Source organism: Demequina zhanjiangensis (assembly GCF_030418315.1).
Taxonomy (GTDB): domain Bacteria; phylum Actinomycetota; class Actinomycetes; order Actinomycetales; family Demequinaceae; genus Demequina; species Demequina zhanjiangensis.
Genome location: NZ_JAUHPV010000011.1, coordinates 26,514 through 45,209 on the forward strand (window position 1 = coordinate 26,514; position 18,696 = coordinate 45,209).

The window sequence follows — 18,696 nt, forward strand, 5'->3', positions numbered from 1 at the left end:
ACCCGGAACCCCCACGAAAGGAACACCATGCAGACCACGACCCGCCGCCTCGGCGCGGCCGCCCTGGCCGCCGCAGCGGCCCTGCTGATGGCCGCATGCTCATCCACCGAGAGCACCGAGACGTCGTCCACGCCCGACGCCACCACGTCGACCGAGTCGACCGCCTTCCCGGTGACGCTCGACACCGCGATGGGCGAGGTCACCATCGACTCCGAGCCGCAGCGCGTCGTCACGCTCGGCTCGCACGAGCACGAGTACCTCTACGCGCTCGGCGTCGCCCCCGTCGCCGTGCCCGTCAGCTGGCAGGGCTACGACAACGGCACCGGCCCCTGGGCCGAGGCCGACCGCGTCGCCGCCGGCGCGGAGCCCGAGCTGTTCGAGCCCGGCAGCACCACGTACGACGCCGAGCTCATCGCCTCGTTCGAGCCCGACCTCATCGTCGCGACCTACCCGAACCACACCATGACCCAGGAGGAGTACGACCTCCTCTCGTCGATCGCGCCGGTCCTCACGCGCCCCGCGACCGACTCCGCGGGCAACGAGACCGTCGAGTGGGGCGTCAGCCTGGCCGACGAGCTCACCCTGCTCGCGCAGGCCACCGGCACCACCGACGAGGCGGAGACGATCCTCGCCGACATCGACGCGGCATTCGCCGAGGTCCGCGACGCGCACCCCGAGTGGGACGGCCTCACCTCGCAGGTGGGCGGCTACTACGAGGGCCAGGCGTTCGTGTACGCCGCAGGCGACACCCGCAACCAGTTCCTCGCGAACGTCGGGCTCGACGTGTCCTCCATCGAGGGCACCGAGGCCGCATGGATGCAGATCAGCGCCGAGCAGGTCGACACCATCCTCGGCGACCTGGACTCGATCGTGTGGCAGGTCGCGACCACGCCCGACTCGCGTGACGCGCTTGAGGCGCTGCCGCTGTTCGACTCGCTGAACACCACCCAGGTGGGCGGCAACGTGTGGCTGACCGACCCGATCCTCGAGGGTGCGTTCTTCGCGAACTCGCCGTCCTCGGTCATGTACTCGATCGACGCCTTCGTGCCGATGCTCGAGCAGGCGCTCGACGGCGACCCGGCCACCGAGGTCGAGCCGTTCGTCTCGGACGCCTCGTAACCCGACCGCCCACCCCGAAGCGGGTCACTCAGCGCCGCTTCTGACCCCGATCCGGCTGATCCGGGTCGCTCAGCGCCGCTGACCCCGCCAAGGGAGCATCTCACGCAGCCCCCGTCGTCCTCGTGACGGCGGGGGCTGCGTCGTCCGTCGAGAGCTCCATCCCCGTGGCGAGCACGCCGATGGCGCAGGGCGACCCCGCTCCCGCGCGCTCACCGCGAGAGCGACGGTGAGCGACCCCGTTGAGCCGCAGAGCGCCCAGAAGCGACGGTGAGTGACCCGCACGGGGACTGGAGGGCGGCCGCGCATCCGACCGCGGGCGGCCGCGCGGCGACAGCGACGTCCCCGGACGCAGCGAGGCCCCCGTGCGACGCACGTCGCACGGGGGCCTCGTCCCACCCCTGCTGAGGGTGTCGGGGCGAGATCTAGAGGTCGAGCCGCTCGAGCATGTCGGTCACCAGCGCCGCGACCGCGGAGCGCTCCGAGCGCTCCAGCGTCACGTGCGCGAACAGCGGGTGGCCCTTCAGCGCCTCGATCACCGCGGCGATGCCGTCGTGCCGGCCGACCCGCAGGTTGTCGCGCTGCGCCACGTCGTGCGTGAGGACCACACGCGAGTCCTGGCCGATGCGGCTCAGCATGGTGAGCAGCACGTTGCGCTCGAGCGACTGAGCCTCGTCGACGATCACGAAAGCGTCGTGCAGCGAGCGGCCGCGGATGTGCGTGAGCGGGAGCACCTCGAGCATCCCGCGCGCCATGACCTCCTCGACCACCTCGGACGAGACCATCGCGCCGAGAGTGTCGAACACGGCCTGCGCCCACGGGTTCATCTTCTCGCCCGCATCGCCGGGCAGGTAGCCCAGGTCCTGGCCGCCGACAGCGTAGAGCGGGCGGAACACCATGATCTTCTTGTGCTGGCGGCGCTCCATCACGGCCTCGAGGCCCGCGCACAGCGCGAGCGCGCTCTTACCGGTGCCCGCGCGTCCGCCCATGGACACGATGCCGATCGAGTCGTCGAGCAGCATGTCGATCGCGATGCGCTGCTCGGCGCTGCGGCCGTGGACGCCGAAGACCTCCTGGTCGCCGCGTACCAGCCGCACGGTGCCCTCATCGGTGACCCTGCCCAGCGCGCTCCCGCGCGGCGAGTGGATGACGAGCCCGGTGTGCACCGGCAGCGACTTCAGGTCCTCGCCGCAGTCGGCCGCAGGCGGCGCGTCGAGCCGCTCGGACTCCCACAGGGCGCTCATCTGCTCGTCGGTCAGCTGGATCTCACGCATGCCTGTCCAGCCGGACTCCACGGCCAGCTCTGCCCGGTACTCCTCGGCCTCGATGCCGAGCGCCGACGCCTTCACACGCATCGGCAGGTCCTTGGACACGACGACGACGTGGTTGCCCTCCTTGCTGAGGTTCGCCGCCACCGCGAGGATGCGGGTGTCGTTGTCGCCGAGCCGGTAGCCGCTCGGGAGGACCTCCTGGTCGGTGTGGTTCAGCTCGACGCGCAGCGAGCCGCCCGCGTCGTTGATCGGCACCTGCTTGTCGAGCGTGCCGTGCTTCACCCTGAGCTCGTCGAGCATCCGCAGCGCTGACCGTGCGAAGTACCCCAGCTCCGGGTGGTGACGCTTCGCCTCGAGCTCCGTGACGACGACCACCGGCAGCACGACGTCGTGCTCAGCGAACCTCCTCATCGCTCGTGGATCCGACAGGAGGACCGAGGTGTCGAGCACGTAGGTGCGCAGAGCGACATCGGCCTCGACGGAGGCGTCGGTGGAGGGGGTGGTGCGGGGCGTGGTGGCGGTCACGAGGGCTCCCAGCGTTCAGGCCGCAGGGCGCCGAACGCCCCACGGCGTTCGGTCAGGTCGGCACCGGGTCGGTGCGACGAGATGGTGTTACCACGCTCCCGAAACTACGCCGGTGTGATGCGCGCCCGGAATGGCGACACGCCAGGTTTCACACGTCCGTAACCTTGCGCGTCGGCAGGGGAAACACGGGCTTCAGGGGCGTTCAGCGGCCCAGACGACGCTCCCGCAGCGCGTAGTCGCGCAGCGCACGGAGGAAGTCGACGCGGCGGAACGCGGGCCAATAGGCCTCGCAGAAGTAGAACTCGGTGTGCGCGCTCTGCCACATGAGGAAACCGGAGAGGCGCTGCTCGCCCGAGGTGCGGATGACCAGATCGGGGTCCGGCTGGCCCTTCGTGTAGAGGTGGTCCTCGATGTGGTCCACCTTGAGCCGCTCGGCCGCCTCGGCGAGCGACAGCCCTTCGGCATCGCACGCGCGCAGGTACGAGCGCACGGCATCGGTGATCTCGTGACGCCCGCCATAGCCGACGGCGACGTTGACCGAGACGCCGGTGGCGCCCTCGGTGCGGGCGACGGCAGCGGCGATCCGTCCCGCGGAGTCCGCCGGAAGCAACGTCGCGTCACCGACATGCCGAAGGCGCCAGCGTCCGTCGTCCGCAAGCGCCTCGACTGCGGAGCAGATGATCTCGAGCAGAGGCGCGAGCTCCTTCTGGTCCCTGTCAAGGTTGTCGGTGGACAGGAGCCACAGCGTGACCACCTCGACCCCCGCCTCCTGGGACCACTCGAGCACCTCGGTGATCTTGTCGGCGCCCTTCTGGTGGCCGTGCGCGGCGGGCGCGCCGATGGTCTTGGCCCAGCGGCGGTTGCCGTCGAGGATGACTCCGATGTGTCGCGGGAGGGAGGCGTCGCGCAGGCTGGAGACGAGCTGACGCTCGTACACGCCGTACAGCAGGCTCCGCAGACCCATTCGCGCCCTTTCCAGGAGGAGGAAGCGCCCACGGGCGCGGCTCCAGAGTAACCCGGAAGGCTAACCTACGTTACCGTAGGGTCATGGAAGAGAACCTGCCCACCATCGGCAAACCGATGCTTCGAGGCTGGCTTCACCTCGGCGCAGCCCCGCTCGCCTACTTCGCCGGCATGGCGCTCGTCGTCTTCGCGCCCACGCTGGCGGGCCGGGTGTCGTCGGCGATCTTCACGACCACCGCGGTGATGCTGTTCGGCACCTCGGCCGTGTACCACCGCGGCAACTGGTCGCCCAAGGCGCAGGCCGTCCTCCGACGGCTCGACCATGCCAACATCTTCCTCATCATCGCCGGCACGTACACGCCCCTCACAGTGATGCTGTTGGACGGATCCACCCGCGTCTGGGTGCTGTGCATCGTGTGGGCCGGCGCGATCATCGGCCTGCTGTCACGCATCCTCTGGCTGGGCGCTCCCCGCTGGGTGTACGTGCCGATCTACGTGGCCCTCGGATGGGTCGCGATCGGCTTCATCGGCCCGTTCTACGAGGCGGGCGGCGCGGCCGTCGTCTGGCTGGTCGTCGCGGGAGGCCTGTGCTACACCGTCGGTGCCGTGATCTACGGCTTCAAGTGGCCGGGAAAGTCAGCCCGATACTTCGGTTTCCACGAGATCTTCCACGCCCTGACGATCGCGGGCTTCGTCTGCCACTACATCGCGGCGTCGATCGCGATCTACAGCGCGGGCTGACCGGCCGACGCTACGGGGTCGACGGGCTGGGCGCCTCGCCTGAGGAGGCGGGCGGCTGAGCCTCGTCGCCCTTGCCCTTGACCTTGCGCAGGTGCTTGGTGAGCGAGCGGAACAGCAGCACGCCCGCGCCCGCAAGGGTGAAGGTGAACACGAAGGCCAGGAATCCCGGCCCGCCGGTGAAGTCTTCCACGGGGACAGTCCTTTCGTCTGGGGACTATCCTGCCTCATCATGAGCGACCTCCCCGAGCCGAACCGGACACCAGTCGAGAGCGAAGGCTCCGGCGCGCTTCCGCAGCTGTCCCGGCGCGGCTGGATCCTGGCGATCGCAGGCGTGCTCGCCCTGGTCGCCGCCGTCAGCGTCTACGCGGTCGCGTCGAACCAGGCCGAGCCGGTGCGCTTCCGCGACGTGGGCTTCTCCGTGGTCGACCAGCACGAGATCACCGCGACCTTCGACGTCTTCCTCTACGCCGACGGCGTCGCCTCGTGCACGGTGAGGGCCCTCAACAGCTCTTACGGCGAGGTGGGAGTCGTGACGGTCGACGTGGATTCCGTGGACGGCTCCGAGCAGCGCATCGACACGTCGATCGCCACCACCGAGGAGGCGGTGACCGCCTCCGTGCACTCCTGCACCTTCGCGCCGTCGGCCGACGGATAGGTCGCGAGCGACGCTGATCTCACCGGCCTCACCACGCGCCTTTCACGCACGGTCCCGAGGTTGATAACCTAGGCAGTCATGCCACAAGGAGGAATGACGTGACGGACACCACCGGTACCTGGCTCACCCAGGAGGCCTACGACCGCCTTCAGGCCGAGTACGACCACCTGGTCAACGTCGGCCGCGTCGAGATCGCCAAGGAGATCGACGACCGCCGCCAGGAGGGCGACCTCAAGGAGAACGGCGGCTACCACGCTGCCCGCGAGGAGCAGGCGAAGCAGGAGGCACGCATCGAGCAGCTGCGCCACATCCTTCGCAGCGCCACGGTCGGCGAGGCGAGCACTGACGCAGGCATCCAGTCGGGCACCGTCGTGGTCGCCGAGGTCATGGGCCGCGAGATGAAGTTCCTGGTCGGTTCTCGCGAGGTCGCCGGCGGCACCGACATCGACGTGTTCTCCGCGCAGTCCCCGCTCGGTGCGGCGCTCATGGGCAAGCACCCGGGCGACGAGACCACCTACACCGCCCCCAACGGCAACGAGATCCCCGTCAAGGTGATCTCTGCGGAGCCGTTCGGCGGCTGACCCGCTGACGCTTCACGGAGGCCCTCGCGCATGGCGCGGGGGCCTCCGTCGTGCTCGGGGCACGCTCGCGGCTTACGGCGGCGCGAGGTGTCACGGCGCGTCACGCGCGCTGCAGCAGGACAGCCGTCTCCGCGTGGGCCGTGTGAGGGAACATGTCCATGACCCGGATCTCGCGGGCCATCCAGGACGGCATCGCCGCGAGGTCGCGGGCGAGCGACCCAGGGTGGCAGCTCGAGTACACGACGGTGCGCACCTCCGACCGGTCGAGCCAGCCGGCGAGCGCGGGCCCGATCCCTCGGCGGGGAGGATTGACGACCACGAGCTCGGGCGCGCGGTCCTGCGCGAGCGCGAAGGCGGTGGCGTCGGCGGCAAGGAAGCGCGCGTCGGCGGCACCAGGTCGACCCGCAGCCACAAGCTCGTCCCGGGTCAAGGCGGCCGAGGCGATGGCCTGCTCCGAGACCTCGACGCCCAGGACGTCGCGACCAGGAGCCAGCGCGTGCAGCGCGAAGCCGCCCACGCCGCAGTACAGGTCCCACACGTCGGCCGGCGCGGCCGCGTCGATCCACTCCTCGGCCTGGCGGTAGAGCGCGCGGGCCACGTCCGTGTTGGTCTGGAAGAAGCTCTGTGGGCGCAGGTGGAGCGTGACATCGTCCAGCCGCATCGGGAGCGACTCCTGTGCGGTGAGCGGGATCTCCCTGTCGCCCTCGACCACCGCCTTGTGCTCGGGAAGGACGTTGAGGGACGCGACCGTCAGGGTCGGCAGCGCGCGCTGGAGCGACGGCAGATGCTTGCGCAGCCGCGCGAGCGCCTCCGTGGAGCGCATCACGAAGCGGACCATGAGGTCGCTGTCGGGCGACACTGTCACGAGCAGGTTCTTCAGCTCTCCGCGCCGCGTCGTCAGGTCGTACGGCTCGAGCGCGGCCAGGGTGATGAAGTCGGCAAGCGGCGCGAAGGCGGCCGAGAGCGCGTCCGGGTACAGGTGACAGCCCTGGAGGTCCACTCCCCCGCCGTCCATGTCGAGGATGCCGAGCGTCGGCGCCTCGACCGTGCCGCCGACGACCATCTTCGCCTTGGTGCGGAATCCCTCCTCAGCGCTGGCCACCGGGGGAAGCCAGACGGCGCCGTCGGCCGTCGTGCCCATGGTCGCCCTCACCGCGGCGTCCTTGTCCGCGAGCTGACGCGCGTACGGCGTCTCAAGCAGCGCGCACGAGCGGCACACGCCCGCATCGAAGTAGTCGCACTGCACGGAGCGAGTCTAGGCGCGGTGCGCGGCTGCCAGCCGTCAGGACGAGCGGGAGCCGTCCTCGTCGTCGTCCTTGCGACGCACCGGGATCTGCTCCTCGGTGGGCGGCTCGGGATCGTCGTGGTTGCCGCGGATCCGGATCTGTCCCGTGTGGACGACGCGCTGGAACGCCTCCTTGGACCGATGCGCCAGCTCCGGCAGCTGGCCGGACAACGGCGCGGGCTCCGGATCGGGCCGGAACTCCTTCTGAAGACCACGCGCGAAGGCGGTGAAGAACGCGACGACGGGGACCGCGATGATCGCGCCCACCAGGCCGAGCAGCAGCGTTCCGGCGGCGACCGTCAGCAGGATCACCATGGGGTGGAGCGAGGAGACCTTGCCGAACAGCCACGGGTACAGGACGTTGCCCTCGATCTGCTGCACGAGCAGGACGATGCCCGCCATGATCAGCGCGGTGATCGGGCCGCCGTCCACGAGCGCGACGAGCACGGCGATGATTCCCGACAGGGTCGCGCCGAAGAGCGGGATGAAGGAGAACAGGAAGACGAGGATTCCGATCGGCAGCGCCAGAGGCACACCGAGGATCCACGCGCCCACGCCGATGCCGACGGCGTCGACGAAGGCCACGAATACCGACGTCTGCGTGTAGCGGCGCAGCGTGTGCCACGCGTTGTTGCCCGCGCGGTCCACCTGGTCGATGTTGTCGTCCGGGAGCAGGCCGACCGCCCAGCCCCACATCGAGGAGCCGTCACGCATGAAGAAGAACAGGGACAGGAGCGCGATCACGGTGCCGGCGACGAGGCCGCCGATCGTTCCTGTGAACGACAGCGCGCCCGAGGCGAGACCGAGAGCATTGCCCTGCACGAGCGAGAGGATGTTGTCCTGGATCTCCTGCAGCTGCTCCGCGCTGATGTGCAGCGGACCCTCCGAGAGCCACGTGATCAACTCGTTGAAGCCCTGCAGCGCCGCGATCCTGAGCTCATCGAAGCCGGACACGATCTCCGCGCCGGCAAGCACCACGAGCGCGCTCACCACGGTGAAGAGCCCCAGGATCGCGATCGCCGAGCCGAGCCCGCGCGGGATATGCCAGGACTGCAGCCGGGCCACGACCACCTCAAGCGGCGCCGCGATGAAGAGCGCGATGATCACCGGGATCACGATGGTCGACACGGTCGTGAACAGGGAGCCCGCGGCGACGACCACGACCCCGACGACGATCAGCCGCCAGCCCCACGCCGCGGCGATCCGCAGCCAGGCCGGCACCGTGTCCGCAGCGTCGGTGCCCTGCATGTACGTGACATGCGAGCGGGTCGTGGGGGCGTCCTCGTCGGCCATAGGGTGAGCCTAACCGCCGTCGTCCCTGGCATGACGGCGACGCGCACGGGCCGCCCCCGGCCGCGGAACAGAAGGCGCGCGCAGGGCGTTTCCGCCTCCAGGAAGGAGCATGATGTTCGGACTGTCGAAGACGACGATGATCACCCCCGACCAGGCGCTGCCCGGTCGCGACGAGGAGCTGCAGATCTCCCCGACCCACGTGGTGCTGGGGACGCCGCTCAAGGGTCCCTGGCCCGAGGGCATGAAGGTGCTCTACGTGGGCATGGGCTGCTTCTGGGGATCCGAGAGGATCTTCTGGCAGCTCGATGGCGTGTACTCGACCGCGGTCGGCTACATGGGCGGATGGACGAAGAACCCCACGTACGAGGAGACCTGCACCGCGAAGACCGGTCACTTCGAGGCCGTGCAGGTGGTGTACGACCCAGCGAAGGTCTCGCTGGACGAGCTGTTCGCCGCCTTCTGGGAGAACCACGACCCGACGACGCCGAACCGTCAGGGCGGCGACATCGGCACGCAGTACAGGTCGGCGATCCTCGCGACCGACGAGGAGCAGCTCGCCGCCGCTCTCGAGTCGAAGGAGCGCTACCAGGCGCGGCTCGACGCTCAGGGCTACGGGCCCATCTCGACCCAGATCGAGCTGGCGTCCACCGCGGGCGACGGACGGTTCTACTACGCCGAGGAGTACCACCAGGGATACCTGCACAAGAACCCCGGCGGCTACTGCAACCACGGGTTCTGCCAGGTGTCATTCGCCTGAACGATCCCGAGACGCACGAGGGCCCCGCGGCTGATGCCGCGGGGCCCTCGTCGTCGATGGGGCGGGCGCGCTGCGCCCGCCGCCGTCAGCGCTGGTTGAAGATCGCGATGATGCGCAGGATCTCGGTGTACAGCCACACGAGGGTGACGAGCAGACCGAAGGCGCCCTTCCACTCGAGGTGGGTGGGGGCGCCGCCCTTGACGCCGCGCTCGATGAAGTCGAAGTCGGCGATCAGCGAGATGCAGGCGAGCAGCACGGCGACGACGCCGATGATCACGCCGAGCGGCATGCCGAGGATCTCGACGCCGCTGCGCAGACCCCAGGCGCCCTCGCTGTTGCCGAAGATCATGACGCCGAGGTTCACCAGCGAGAACACCAGGTAGGACACGAGTCCGATCATGAGGATCTTCTGGAGCTTGGGCGTGTAGCGGACCTTGCCGGAGCGGTACAGGGCGAGGGTCACACCGAGCGTCACACCGGTCGCGAGCAGTGCCTGAAGGCCGGCGCCGGGGACATCGAAGTAGACCTCGATCCAGTTCGTGAACGCGCCGAGGAACGCTCCCTCGAGCACCGCGTAGAGAAGCGTCAGCGGAGCCGAGCCCTTCTTCTTGAACGCGGCGATCATCGCGACGACGAAACCGCCGATCGCGGCGCCGAACATCGGCAGGTACATGGTGTCGAGCGGCGCCATGTAGGTCAGCGCTGCGGCGATGCCGAGGACGATGAGGGACCCGAAGGTCTTGGTGATGGTGCCCTCGTAGGACATGCGTCCGATCTGGGCCGGCTCCGCTGCCGGGAGGTCGAAGGTCGCCTCCAGCTGGGCGGCGTCGGCTGCGCCCTGGCGCTGGAGCGCCTCGGGGCTGAAGTCCTTGGACTGGGTGAAGAAGGGGTTGGCCACGGGGATCCTCCTGGCTCAGTCGAGTGTGCGTCGAGTGTACGCACGCACGCGACCCTCGGGGGATCGTCCGCGAGGACGATTCGGGCCGGACGCCCCGTCGCGTGCCCGCCGATGTGGATTCGATACGTCCCTTGCCAACAAATCTGACACGAATCCACATCAAACAACCTTTGTTTGAGTTGCTTTGTGTCCGTTCTCATGATTCGATGTGGTTATCAGAGCCGATCAGGACCACGAAGGGACGACGCCGTCCATGTACGCAGCGGAGCGACAGCAGCGCATCCTCGCCGAGGCGCGCCGCGAAGGCCGAGTCGAGGTGTCCGCGCTCTCCGAGCTGCTGGGCGTCACCTCCGAGACCGTGCGCCGCGACCTCACCGCGCTCGAGAGCCGCGGAGCGGTGCGCAGGGTCCACGGCGGCGCGATCCCCGTCGAGCGGCTCGAGCTCGAGCCCACGCTCGCCACCCGCAGCGCACGCAACGCCGACGTCAAGCGTCGAGTCGCCGCCCGCGTCCTCGAGGAGCTGCCGCCCGGCGGGACGATCCTGCTCGACGCAGGGTCCACCACGCAGACGATCGTCTCCCAGATCCCCGCAGACGCCGACTACACGATCATCACCAACTCGATCCCCGCCGCAGCCGCGCTCGCAGGCATGCCCCGCATCACCCTGCTCATGACCGGCGGACGCGTGCGAGGCGTGACCGGCGCCGCCGTCGGCCCCTGGACCACCGGAGCTCTCGACGGGCTCGTCGTGGACGTCGTCGTGCTCGGCACCAACGGACTGTCGGTCGCCCGCGGCCTCACCACGCCCGACCAGGTCGAGGCCACCGCCAAGCGCGCCATGGTCCACGCCGCACGACGCGTGATCGTGGCGACCGACTCCTCCAAGGCAGGCGACGATCACCTGCACCGCTTCGCCACGCTCGACGAGGTGGACCTGATCGTGACCGACGACGAACTTCCCGACGAGGTGGCCGCCGAGCTTCGCGCCGCCGGACCCCAGGTGGTGACAGCATGATCGTGACTCTGACCCCCAACCCCAGCGTGGACCACGCGCTGGTGATCGACGAGCTCGAGCGCGGCGAGGTGCTCCGCGCCGCCGACGCCCGGCTCGACGCCGGTGGCAAGGGCGTGAACGTCTCCCGCGCGCTCGCCGCCAACGGCGCCGAGACCGTCGCCGTCGTCCCCGTGGGAGGACACCAGGGCCACCTGCTCGCCGACCTTCTCGGAGCCACGGGAGTCAGCCATCGGGACGTGCCCATCTCCGGCGCGATCCGCATGAACGTGTCCGTGCTCGAGCCCGACGGCACCACCACGAAGCTCAACGAGCCTGGACCCGTGCTCTCCGAGGCCGAGACGCGCGCCATGGTCGACGCCACCCTCTCCGCCGCGGAGGGCGCCGCCTGGGTCGCCGTCTGCGGAAGCCTTCCCCCCGGCGTCTCGACCGACGTGTACAGCGACCTCGCCGACGGCGTGCGCGCCCGCGGGGCCCGCTTCGTGGTCGACTCCTCCGGCGCACCGTTCCTCGCCGCGGTCGCCACGAAGCCGAACCTCATCAAGCCCAATCACGAGGAGCTCGCAGAACTGGTCGGGCACGACCTGCCGACCCTGCGCGACGTCCTCGCCGCCGCACGCGAGCTCGTGACCTCCGGCATCGAGATCGTCGCGGTCAGCCTCGGCGCCGACGGCGCACTCCTCGTCACCGAGGGCGACGCCGCACACGCCCAAGCCAAGGTCACCACACCGGTGTCCACCGTCGGAGCCGGCGACTGCATGCTCGCCGGACTCCTGCACGGCCTCGCCTCGGGCCTCCCGATCAGCGAGGCCCTCGTCGGAGGTGTCGCATGGGGATCCGCCGCAGTGGCGCTCCCTGGCAGCTCTGTCCCCACGCCGGACGACGTCCGACGTGTCGCCCCCGCCCTCTCCCCCGAACTCCCGCTCTCCCTCGAGCTGGGGCACTGAAGCCACCGGAAGGGAATCCCCACCATGTCTCTGATCACCACCTCTCAGGTCGTGCTCGACCTGAAGGCCGCGGACCGCGCTGAGGCGACACGCACGCTCGCCGAGACGCTGGTCGACGCCGGCCGCTGCACCGATCTCGACGTCTTCCTCACGGACGTCACCACCCGCGAGGAGACGATGGCGACCGGCCTCCCCGGTGGCATCGCCATCCCCCACGCACGTTCCGCGGGCATCTCTGAGCCGTCGCTCGCATTCGGCCGCGTCACCGACGGCATCGACTGGGGCGCCCCCGACGGCCCCGCGAAGCTCGTCTTCCTCATCGCGGCCCCCGAAGGCGGCGGCGACGCGCACATGCAGGTGCTCCCCGCCCTCGCCCGTGCGCTCATGAAGTCCGAGTTCACCGAGGGCCTCGCCGCCGCGAAGACCGAGGCCGAGGTCGTGGCGCTCGTGGAGGCGGAGATCGGCGACGTCGTCCCGGCCGCCGCCCCCGCAGCCGAGGCCGCACCCAAGGCGGACACCCCCCTCGACACCCCGGCACCCGCCGCGTCGCTCAAGCTCGTCGGCGTCACGTCGTGCCCCACCGGCATCGCCCACACCTACATGGCGGCCGAGGCACTCGAGCGGGCAGCCGCAGAGGCGGGCCACACGATCGCGGTCGAGACCCAGGGCTCCGTGGGCGCCAAGGGCCTGTCAGCCCAGCAGATCGCCGAAGCCGACGCCGTGATCTTCGCCCACGACGTGGAGGTCAAGGGCCGGGATCGCTTCGCCGGCAAGCCGACCGTCGACGTCGGCGTCAAGAAGGCGATCTCCGACGGCCCCGCGCTCGTGGACCAGGCCGTCGCGATGGCCGCCGAGTGGAAGGCCGACCCCTCCAAGGCAGCAGCCGCCGCACCTGCGGCAGGCTCAGGCGGCCTCACGTCCAAGGTCGACGACACCGCCGGCATCGGCACCCGCATCCGCCAGTGGCTGATGACCGGTGTCTCCTACATGATCCCGTTCGTCGCAGCCGGCGGTATCCTCATCGCCCTGTCGTTCATGCTCGCGCAGGTCTCACTCGGCGAGAACGGCGCGATCGAGATCGTGAACTACAACCTGACCTCGGGCGACGAGTACAACATCGCCCAGAACTTCGACGTCACCTCGCTCACCGCATGGGCGGCGCTGCTGTTCGTCATCGGAGGCGCCTCCTTCGGATTCCTGGTGCCGATCCTGTCCGGCTTCATCGCCTTCGCGATCGCCGACCGGCCAGGACTCGTGCCCGGCATCGTCGGCGGCTCGGTCGCCGCCACCATGGGCGCCGGCTTCCTCGGAGGTATCGTCACCGGTCTCCTCGGCGGCATCACCGCCAAGTGGGTCGCCTCCTGGCCCGTCGCCAAGGGCGTACGAGGCATCATGCCGGTGGTCGTCATCCCGATGCTGTCCACCTTCGTCACCGTGGGCCTCTTCATCACCGTGCTCGGCCGCCCGATCCAGATCGCCTTCGACGGCCTCAACGACTGGCTCACCAGCCTGTCCGGCGGGTCCGCCTTCGCACTGGGCGCGATCCTGGGCGCGATGATGGGCTTCGACCTCGGAGGCCCTGTCAACAAGGTCGCCTACACGTTCGCGACGACCGGACTCGCCGCCGCTGGCGCCGTCACCGACGCCCCCCAGCTGAAGATCATGGCCGCCGTCATGGCCGCCGGAATGGTCGCCCCGCTCGCGATGGCGCTCGCCACCACGCTCCGCCCGAAGCTCTTCTCCGAGCCCGAGCGCGAGAACGGCAAGGCGGCATGGCTGCTCGGAGCCTCCTTCATCTCCGAAGGTGCGATCCCGTTCGCTGCGGCCGACCCGTTCCGCGTCATCGCCTCCTCCGTCGTCGGCTCGGCCGTCACCGGTGGACTCGCGATGGTCTTCGGCACCACCCTCCGCGCACCTCACGGAGGCATCTGGGTGCTGCCGCTCATCGGCAACTTCCTGCTGTTCCTCGTCGCGCTGGCAATCGGCGTGGTCATCACGACCGCCATCGTCCTGCTGCTCAAGTCGCGCGACTCCAAGCTCGCCACGGTCGACGCCGTGGCCACCACCGCCTGACGTTCTCTCGAAAGGAGACACACCATGCCTGCACGCACCGTCGCGATCGGCTCCTCCGTCGGACTCCACGCCCGCCCCGCCCAGCTGTTCGTCAGCAAGGTCCAGGCTGCCGGGATGCCCGTCACCATCGGAAGGCCCGGCTCCGCTGCCGTGGACGCCGGCAGCATCCTCGGAGTGATGGCGCTCGGCGCCAAGCACGGCGAGGAGGTCGAGCTGACCGCCGACGGCGACGGTGCGGACGCAGTGCTCGACGAGCTCGTCGCGCTCCTTGAGCGCGACCTCGACGCGGAGTGACGGCCATGTCCGAGCATGAGACCCGACATGGCATCGGCGTGAGCGGCGGCTCAGCCTCCGGGCCCGTGGTCCAGGTCGCGCCTCCCGTCCAGCCGCCCAAGGACGAGCCCGCGCCGGCCGACGTCGACGCCGCGCTCCAGCACGTGCTCGAGTCGTTCGAGGCGGTGGCGGTCGAGCTCGAGGCTCGCGCCGCCACCGCGGACGAGCACGCCGCACCCATCCTCACCGCGACCGCGATGATGGCCCGCGACGCGGGACTGCATCAGGGGGCGGGCAACCGGCTCAAGGCCGGCGACGGACCCGCGACCGCCATCGCGGCCGCAGTCGAGGAGTACGCCACCCAGTTCGAGGCGCTCGGCGGCTACTTCGCCGAACGCGTCGCCGACCTGCGAGACGTCGGAGCCCGCGCCGTCGCCGCCGCGCTCGGGCTTCCCGCACCCGGAGTGCCACCGCTGACCGAGCCGAGCGTGATCGTCGCGCTCGACCTCGCACCCGCCGACACCGCCACGCTCGACCGCGACCTCGCGATCGCGATCGTCACGCAGGCGGGCGGACGCACCAGCCACACCGCCATCCTCGCCGCTCAGCGGGGAATCCCCGCCGTGGTGCAGGTGCCGGGCGCGACCGAGATCCCCGCGGGCACGCTCGTCGCCGTCGACGGCGACGCGGGTGAGGTCGCGATCGACCCCGACCCCGAGCTGCTCGAGCAGCAGCGCGTGCGCCGCGAGAAGCGGGCCGCCGCGCTCGCCGCCTCGTCAGGACCAGGCCTCACCTCGGACGGCCACCACGTGCCCCTGCTCGCCAACATCGGCGGGGTCCAGGACGCCGAGGAGGCCGGCCCCCAGGATCTCGAGGGTGTCGGCCTGTTCCGCACCGAGTTCGTGTTCCTGTCCGCCACCACCGCCCCGACGCTCGAGGAGCAGACGGACATCTACACCAAGGTGTTCGCCCCCTTCGAAGGCCGACGCGTGGTGGTCCGGACGCTTGATGCCGGAGCCGACAAGCCGCTCGCCTTCGCCGACCTCGGCGAGGAGGAGAACCCCGCCCTCGGACGCCGCGGGCTGCGACTCTCGCAGGCGCTTCCCGAGCTGCTCGACACGCAGCTCAAGGCGCTCGCCGCCGCGGCAGAGGCCACAGGAGCCGACGCGCGGGTCATGGCGCCCATGGTCTCGACCGCCGAGGAGGCCGAGTGGTTCGCCGGGCACGTGCGAGCCGCAGGCCTCAAGAAGGCCGGCGTCATGATCGAGGTGCCCGCGGCCGCGCTCCGCTCCGAGCACGTGCTCGCCGACGTGGACTTCGCCTCTATCGGCACCAACGACCTGGCGCAGTACACGATGGCCACCGACCGCATGGCAGGTGAGCTGTCCGACCTGCTGGACCCATGGCAGCCCGCAGTCATCGACGTGGTCGCCGCCGCATGCAAGGGCGGTGCGGTGCACGACACCCCTGTCGGCGTGTGCGGAGAGAGCGCAGGAGATCCGCTGCTCGCACTCGTCCTCGTCGGCCTCGGCGTCGCGAGCCTGTCCATGGCGCCCTCCAAGGTGCCCGCGGTGCGGCTCGCACTGTCTCTCCACAGCGTCGACCAGTGCAAGGAGCTCGCGGCCATCGCACGGTCCGCGCGCTCGGCGGAGGACGCTCACACGGCGGTCCGCGCCGCCGCCAACCCTGCGCTCACGGAGATCCTCTAGAGCGCCGCAGAGCCCGACGCCAGGGACCCGCTATCCGCCCTGGCCGTCGACCGGCCCTCTTGCGCCCCGTCACATCCCGCGGGCCGCAAGGGGGCTTCTCTCATGTGTGAGCGACGCACGCGACACGAGTCGCGCGACTGCGCTGACTCGCGCCCGCGATGGTGCCCTCGGCGGGATTCGAACCCGCACTGAGCCGATTTTAAGTCGGCTGCCTCTGCCAGTTGGGCTACGAGGGCCAGGGGCGTCAGACCCCGCGGGCGCTCGACGCCCGCACCGCTATAAGCGCTCTGCGGCGGAGAAGGCGATGCCGTCCAGGATGTCGTGCTCACTCGTCACGACGTGGGGAAGCTCGCCGCCTGCGTCCTGCACCGCAGTGCGCACACGGGCCATGAGCGTGCGCCACACGAGCGCTCCGGCACCGATGACGTCGACGCGGCCGGGGTGCATGAAGCCGAGCGCCGCGCGCGAGTCGTGTGAGGCGTGCAGCAGCTCGTCGCACGCCTTGATCGCCGCGTCGATCGGCAGCACTGCGCCGTTGATGCGGCTGCGGTCGTACTCATGAAGGCCGAGCGCGTGGGCTGTCACCGTGGTGATGGATCCGGCGAGCCCCACAAGAGTGCGGGTCCTCTCGATGGCGACACCCTCGAAGGCACGGTCGATCGCGTCGTGGATGTCCTGGGTCGCGCCGGCGATCTCGTCGGGCTCCGGAGGGTCGCTGCGAAGATGACGCTCGGTCATCCGCACACAGCCGACGTCCATCGAGTGAGCCGCCTCAGGCTCGCGCTCGCCCAGGACGACCTCCGTCGATCCCCCGCCGAGATCGACCACGAGGTACGGCGCGTCGTGCTCGGCGTCGAGCACCGAGGTCGCGCCGCGGAAGCTCAGACGTGCCTCCTCGTCACCCGTGATCACCTCGGGCGTCACTCCGAGCCGCTCGCGGATCCCGTCGAGGAACACGTCGCGGTTCCGTGCGTCACGGGTCGCGGAGGTGGCGACGAAGCGGATCGCCTTCACGCCCGCGTCGGCACACTGCTGAGCGATCTCGTCGGTGGCAGCGAAGGTGCGCTCAAGCGCCTCAGCAGCGAACTCGCCGGTCTTGTCCACCCCCTGGCCCAGCCTCACGACCGTCATCGTGCGCACCACGTCGGTCAGGGTTCCTGCCTGGGTGTCGACGTCGGCGATCAGCAGACGGATCGAGTTTGTTCCACAGTCGATGGCGGCGACGCGAGTCATGCCACCAGACTAACCGCGCGTCACCGTCCGCCGGGCCAGAGCGAACCCTCCGGCTCGTTGGGGCTCTCCGCCTGGCGCGCCACGTCCGCGCTGTCGGCATCGGACTCGGAGGCCGGCGGCGGCGCGTCGTCCGCATCGTCGTCGAGGCCCGTCACCCAGTCGCCTGCGACCGTCAGCCGGATGTCCAGGCGCTCGCATGCCTCGACGAGCGGCTCGAGCGAGAGGGTCGTGGAATCCAGAGGCATCGAGAACTCGAGCACCTCTCCCCCGCTGTGCCAGCGGTGGAACCGCATGGGGTAGATGCTCTGCGGCCTCGAGTCGGCGTCGAGCTCGAGGAGCCCACCGGCGGGCACCTCAAGGCGCCAGGTGGATCCGACGAGCCGCGCTCGCGAGGTGGACGACGGCGTCAGGGACAGCACGAGGACCTCGGGAAGCCGATCGAGCTCGACCGGTCCGGGCTCAGGACGGTCGAAGCGCTTCGCCACGAACACGCCGATCCAGACAGCGGCGATCAAACCGGCGAGGCTCCCGCCGACCACGAACATCTCGGAGGTCTGCATCGGCCCGTCTGTGAACACGGTGAAGAGACCATAGGCGGGCAGGACCGCCACCAGCAGGAACAGCACCAGGCCCGCGAGCATGGCCATGGGGCGCATGCTGCCGCCGTGGTGCAGGATCGTCGCGCGCGACGAGGCCATCACACCATCCTTCGTATCCGGGTCGACGCGGGGGTGCGTCGGTGGAATGGACGTGCTCTGCACCGGGGGAGGCACAGAGCGTCATTGCTCAGGTCTCCCACGTTAGTCCGGCAGCGCCGACGAGGAAACCCCTTGGGGAAACCATTCTAATCGACACTCTCAGGACTGAGAACCTACGCCTCCAGCGGCGCGCACGTGCAACGGTCAGGACGCCACGACCCAGAGATGAGCTCCAGCGCCTCGTCTCCGAGCGGGTTCACGCCCGGGCCCGCCGCGAGAGCGTGCGCGACCAGCACATGCAGGCACTTCACCCGATCAGGCATGCCGCCCGCCGAGATCCCATCGATCTCGGGGACGTCTCCGAGCTCCGCACGCTCCGCAAGGTAGCGCTCATGCGCCGCACGGTACGCCGCAGCGAGCTCCTGGTCCTCCGCGAGACGCTCCTGCATCTCCTTCATCGTCCCGATGGCCTCAAGCGTGGAGACCGCCCCCACGGCGTCGGGGTGGGTCAGGTAGTAGAGCGTGGGGAACGGCGTGCCGTCGTCAAGGCGCGGCTTCGTCTTCACGACGACAGGGTTGCCGCACACGCAGCGCGCGGCGACGCCGATCACGGCTCGAGGCTGCCTCCCCAGCTGGGATCGCAGCACTGCCATGTCCTTGTCGTCG

The 18,696-nt window shown here is 70.0% G+C and carries 19 protein-coding genes and 1 tRNA gene; 10 read left to right on the forward strand and 10 right to left on the reverse strand.

Annotated features, from left to right (window positions below; all coding sequences use genetic code 11):
• Positions 1-27: 27 nt before the first annotated feature.
• Positions 28-1,119 carry an ABC transporter substrate-binding protein gene (locus QQX04_RS13860; RefSeq protein ID WP_301130195.1) on the forward strand — a complete coding sequence of 364 codons (1,092 nt, stop codon included), beginning with the start codon at positions 28-30 and terminating at the stop codon, positions 1,117-1,119.
• Positions 1,120-1,541: 422 nt separating this feature from the next.
• On the opposite strand, the gene phoH2 is transcribed toward QQX04_RS13860, so the two are convergent.
• Positions 1,542-2,798, reverse strand: coding sequence for an RNA 5'-3' helicase PhoH2 (gene phoH2 / locus QQX04_RS13865; protein WP_436968486.1), 1,257 nt, complete (start codon positions 2,796-2,798; stop codon positions 1,542-1,544).
• Positions 2,799-3,114: 316 nt separating this feature from the next.
• A complete protein-coding gene (locus QQX04_RS13870; RefSeq protein ID WP_301130197.1) occupies positions 3,115-3,876 on the reverse strand; it encodes an isoprenyl transferase in 762 nt (253 codons plus the stop codon).
• An 83-nt stretch (positions 3,877-3,959) separates the two neighbouring features.
• Here QQX04_RS13870 and trhA point away from each other — a divergent pair, with 83 nt between their 5' ends.
• The gene (trhA, locus tag QQX04_RS13875) at positions 3,960-4,616 is read left to right on the forward strand and encodes a PAQR family membrane homeostasis protein TrhA (protein ID WP_301130199.1); all 657 of its coding nucleotides are present in this window, start codon (positions 3,960-3,962) and stop codon (positions 4,614-4,616) included.
• 10 nt (positions 4,617-4,626) lie between these two features.
• On the opposite strand, the gene QQX04_RS13880 is transcribed toward trhA, so the two are convergent.
• Positions 4,627-4,806, reverse strand: coding sequence for a hypothetical protein (locus QQX04_RS13880; RefSeq protein WP_301130201.1), 180 nt, complete (start codon positions 4,804-4,806; stop codon positions 4,627-4,629).
• 39 nt (positions 4,807-4,845) lie between these two features.
• Here QQX04_RS13880 and QQX04_RS13885 point away from each other — a divergent pair, with 39 nt between their 5' ends.
• Both QQX04_RS13885 and greA read left to right on the forward strand, forming a co-directional pair.
• Entirely contained in the window at positions 4,846-5,271 is a 426-nt protein-coding gene (locus QQX04_RS13885; protein ID WP_301130203.1) for a DUF4307 domain-containing protein, read from the forward strand.
• Positions 5,272-5,369: 98 nt separating this feature from the next.
• Positions 5,370-5,852: a transcription elongation factor GreA gene (greA, locus tag QQX04_RS13890; protein ID WP_301130204.1), complete on the forward strand. Its 483-nt coding sequence runs from the start codon at positions 5,370-5,372 to the stop codon at positions 5,850-5,852.
• Positions 5,853-5,952: 100 nt separating this feature from the next.
• On the opposite strand, the gene rlmC is transcribed toward greA, so the two are convergent.
• Together rlmC and QQX04_RS13900 are read right to left on the reverse strand one after the other, a co-directional pair.
• A complete protein-coding gene (gene rlmC / locus QQX04_RS13895; RefSeq protein ID WP_301130206.1) occupies positions 5,953-7,098 on the reverse strand; it encodes a 23S rRNA (uracil(747)-C(5))-methyltransferase RlmC in 1,146 nt (381 codons plus the stop codon).
• Positions 7,099-7,134: 36 nt separating this feature from the next.
• On the reverse strand, positions 7,135-8,430 hold the full coding sequence (locus QQX04_RS13900) for an AI-2E family transporter (RefSeq protein WP_301130208.1): 1,296 nt from the start codon (positions 8,428-8,430) through the stop codon (positions 7,135-7,137).
• 109 nt (positions 8,431-8,539) lie between these two features.
• Here QQX04_RS13900 and msrA point away from each other — a divergent pair, with 109 nt between their 5' ends.
• A complete protein-coding gene (gene msrA, locus QQX04_RS13905) occupies positions 8,540-9,187 on the forward strand; it encodes a peptide-methionine (S)-S-oxide reductase MsrA (RefSeq protein WP_301130210.1) in 648 nt (215 codons plus the stop codon).
• A gap of 85 nt (positions 9,188-9,272) precedes the next feature.
• Here the strand turns inward: msrA and QQX04_RS13910 are convergent, their stop codons facing one another.
• The gene (locus QQX04_RS13910) at positions 9,273-10,085 is read right to left on the reverse strand and encodes a Bax inhibitor-1/YccA family protein (RefSeq protein WP_301130212.1); all 813 of its coding nucleotides are present in this window, start codon (positions 10,083-10,085) and stop codon (positions 9,273-9,275) included.
• A gap of 253 nt (positions 10,086-10,338) precedes the next feature.
• Here QQX04_RS13910 and QQX04_RS13915 point away from each other — a divergent pair, with 253 nt between their 5' ends.
• Genes QQX04_RS13915 through ptsP form a run of 5 tightly spaced genes read left to right on the forward strand, consistent with a single transcriptional unit; the run spans position 10,339 to position 16,099 of the window.
• Positions 10,339-11,100 carry a DeoR/GlpR family DNA-binding transcription regulator gene (locus QQX04_RS13915; protein ID WP_301130214.1) on the forward strand — a complete coding sequence of 254 codons (762 nt, stop codon included), beginning with the start codon at positions 10,339-10,341 and terminating at the stop codon, positions 11,098-11,100.
• Positions 11,097-12,044, forward strand: a complete 948-nt coding sequence (gene pfkB / locus QQX04_RS13920) for a 1-phosphofructokinase (protein ID WP_301130216.1) — start codon at positions 11,097-11,099, stop codon at positions 12,042-12,044. The genes QQX04_RS13915 and pfkB overlap by 4 nt, the downstream gene beginning before the upstream one ends.
• Positions 12,045-12,068: 24 nt before the next feature.
• Entirely contained in the window at positions 12,069-14,117 is a 2,049-nt protein-coding gene (locus QQX04_RS13925; protein WP_301130218.1) for a PTS fructose transporter subunit IIABC, read from the forward strand.
• A gap of 24 nt (positions 14,118-14,141) precedes the next feature.
• On the forward strand, positions 14,142-14,411 hold the full coding sequence (locus tag QQX04_RS13930; protein WP_301130220.1) for an HPr family phosphocarrier protein: 270 nt from the start codon (positions 14,142-14,144) through the stop codon (positions 14,409-14,411).
• Positions 14,412-14,416: 5 nt separating this feature from the next.
• A complete protein-coding gene (ptsP, locus tag QQX04_RS13935; protein WP_301130222.1) occupies positions 14,417-16,099 on the forward strand; it encodes a phosphoenolpyruvate--protein phosphotransferase in 1,683 nt (560 codons plus the stop codon).
• Between the two features lie 159 nt (positions 16,100-16,258).
• On the opposite strand, the gene QQX04_RS13940 is transcribed toward ptsP, so the two are convergent.
• The 4 genes from QQX04_RS13940 to QQX04_RS13955 form a co-directional block, all read right to left on the reverse strand.
• Positions 16,259-16,335 (reverse strand) — tRNA-Leu (locus tag QQX04_RS13940).
• A 40-nt stretch (positions 16,336-16,375) separates the two neighbouring features.
• Complete coding sequence (locus tag QQX04_RS13945; RefSeq protein ID WP_301130224.1) at positions 16,376-17,332, reverse strand: Ppx/GppA phosphatase family protein; 957 nt, start codon at positions 17,330-17,332, stop codon at positions 16,376-16,378.
• 20 nt (positions 17,333-17,352) lie between these two features.
• Positions 17,353-18,030 (reverse strand): hypothetical protein, encoded by a 678-nt coding sequence (locus tag QQX04_RS13950; protein WP_301130226.1) that lies wholly within the window; start codon positions 18,028-18,030, stop codon positions 17,353-17,355.
• A 173-nt stretch (positions 18,031-18,203) separates the two neighbouring features.
• Positions 18,204-18,683, reverse strand: coding sequence for a DUF501 domain-containing protein (locus QQX04_RS13955; protein WP_301130279.1), 480 nt, complete (start codon positions 18,681-18,683; stop codon positions 18,204-18,206).
• Positions 18,684-18,696 lie beyond the last annotated feature (13 nt).

Bases quoted from the DNA above. Each gene is read 5' to 3' on its own strand.
- QQX04_RS13860 (WP_301130195.1), top strand. From the start codon at position 28: ATGCAGACCACGACCCGCCGCCTCGGCGCGGCCGCCCTGGCCGCCGCA.
- QQX04_RS13885 (WP_301130203.1), top strand. From the start codon at position 4,846: ATGAGCGACCTCCCCGAGCCGAACCGGACACCAGTCGAGAGCGAAGGC.
- QQX04_RS13955 (WP_301130279.1), bottom strand. From the start codon at position 18,683: ATGGCAGTGCTGCGATCCCAGCTGGGGAGGCAGCCTCGAGCCGTGATC.
- QQX04_RS13925 (WP_301130218.1), top strand. From the start codon at position 12,069: ATGTCTCTGATCACCACCTCTCAGGTCGTGCTCGACCTGAAGGCCGCG.
- QQX04_RS13930 (WP_301130220.1), top strand. From the start codon at position 14,142: ATGCCTGCACGCACCGTCGCGATCGGCTCCTCCGTCGGACTCCACGCC.
- QQX04_RS13870 (WP_301130197.1), bottom strand. From the start codon at position 3,876: ATGGGTCTGCGGAGCCTGCTGTACGGCGTGTACGAGCGTCAGCTCGTC.
- QQX04_RS13915 (WP_301130214.1), top strand. From the start codon at position 10,339: ATGTACGCAGCGGAGCGACAGCAGCGCATCCTCGCCGAGGCGCGCCGC.
- QQX04_RS13950 (WP_301130226.1), bottom strand. From the start codon at position 18,030: ATGGCCTCGTCGCGCGCGACGATCCTGCACCACGGCGGCAGCATGCGC.
- msrA (WP_301130210.1), top strand. From the start codon at position 8,540: ATGATGTTCGGACTGTCGAAGACGACGATGATCACCCCCGACCAGGCG.
- phoH2 (WP_436968486.1), bottom strand. From the start codon at position 2,798: ATGAGGAGGTTCGCTGAGCACGACGTCGTGCTGCCGGTGGTCGTCGTC.
- QQX04_RS13945 (WP_301130224.1), bottom strand. From the start codon at position 17,332: ATGACTCGCGTCGCCGCCATCGACTGTGGAACAAACTCGATCCGTCTG.
- QQX04_RS13900 (WP_301130208.1), bottom strand. From the start codon at position 8,430: ATGGCCGACGAGGACGCCCCCACGACCCGCTCGCATGTCACGTACATG.
- trhA (WP_301130199.1), top strand. From the start codon at position 3,960: ATGGAAGAGAACCTGCCCACCATCGGCAAACCGATGCTTCGAGGCTGG.
- ptsP (WP_301130222.1), top strand. From the start codon at position 14,417: ATGTCCGAGCATGAGACCCGACATGGCATCGGCGTGAGCGGCGGCTCA.
- pfkB (WP_301130216.1), top strand. From the start codon at position 11,097: ATGATCGTGACTCTGACCCCCAACCCCAGCGTGGACCACGCGCTGGTG.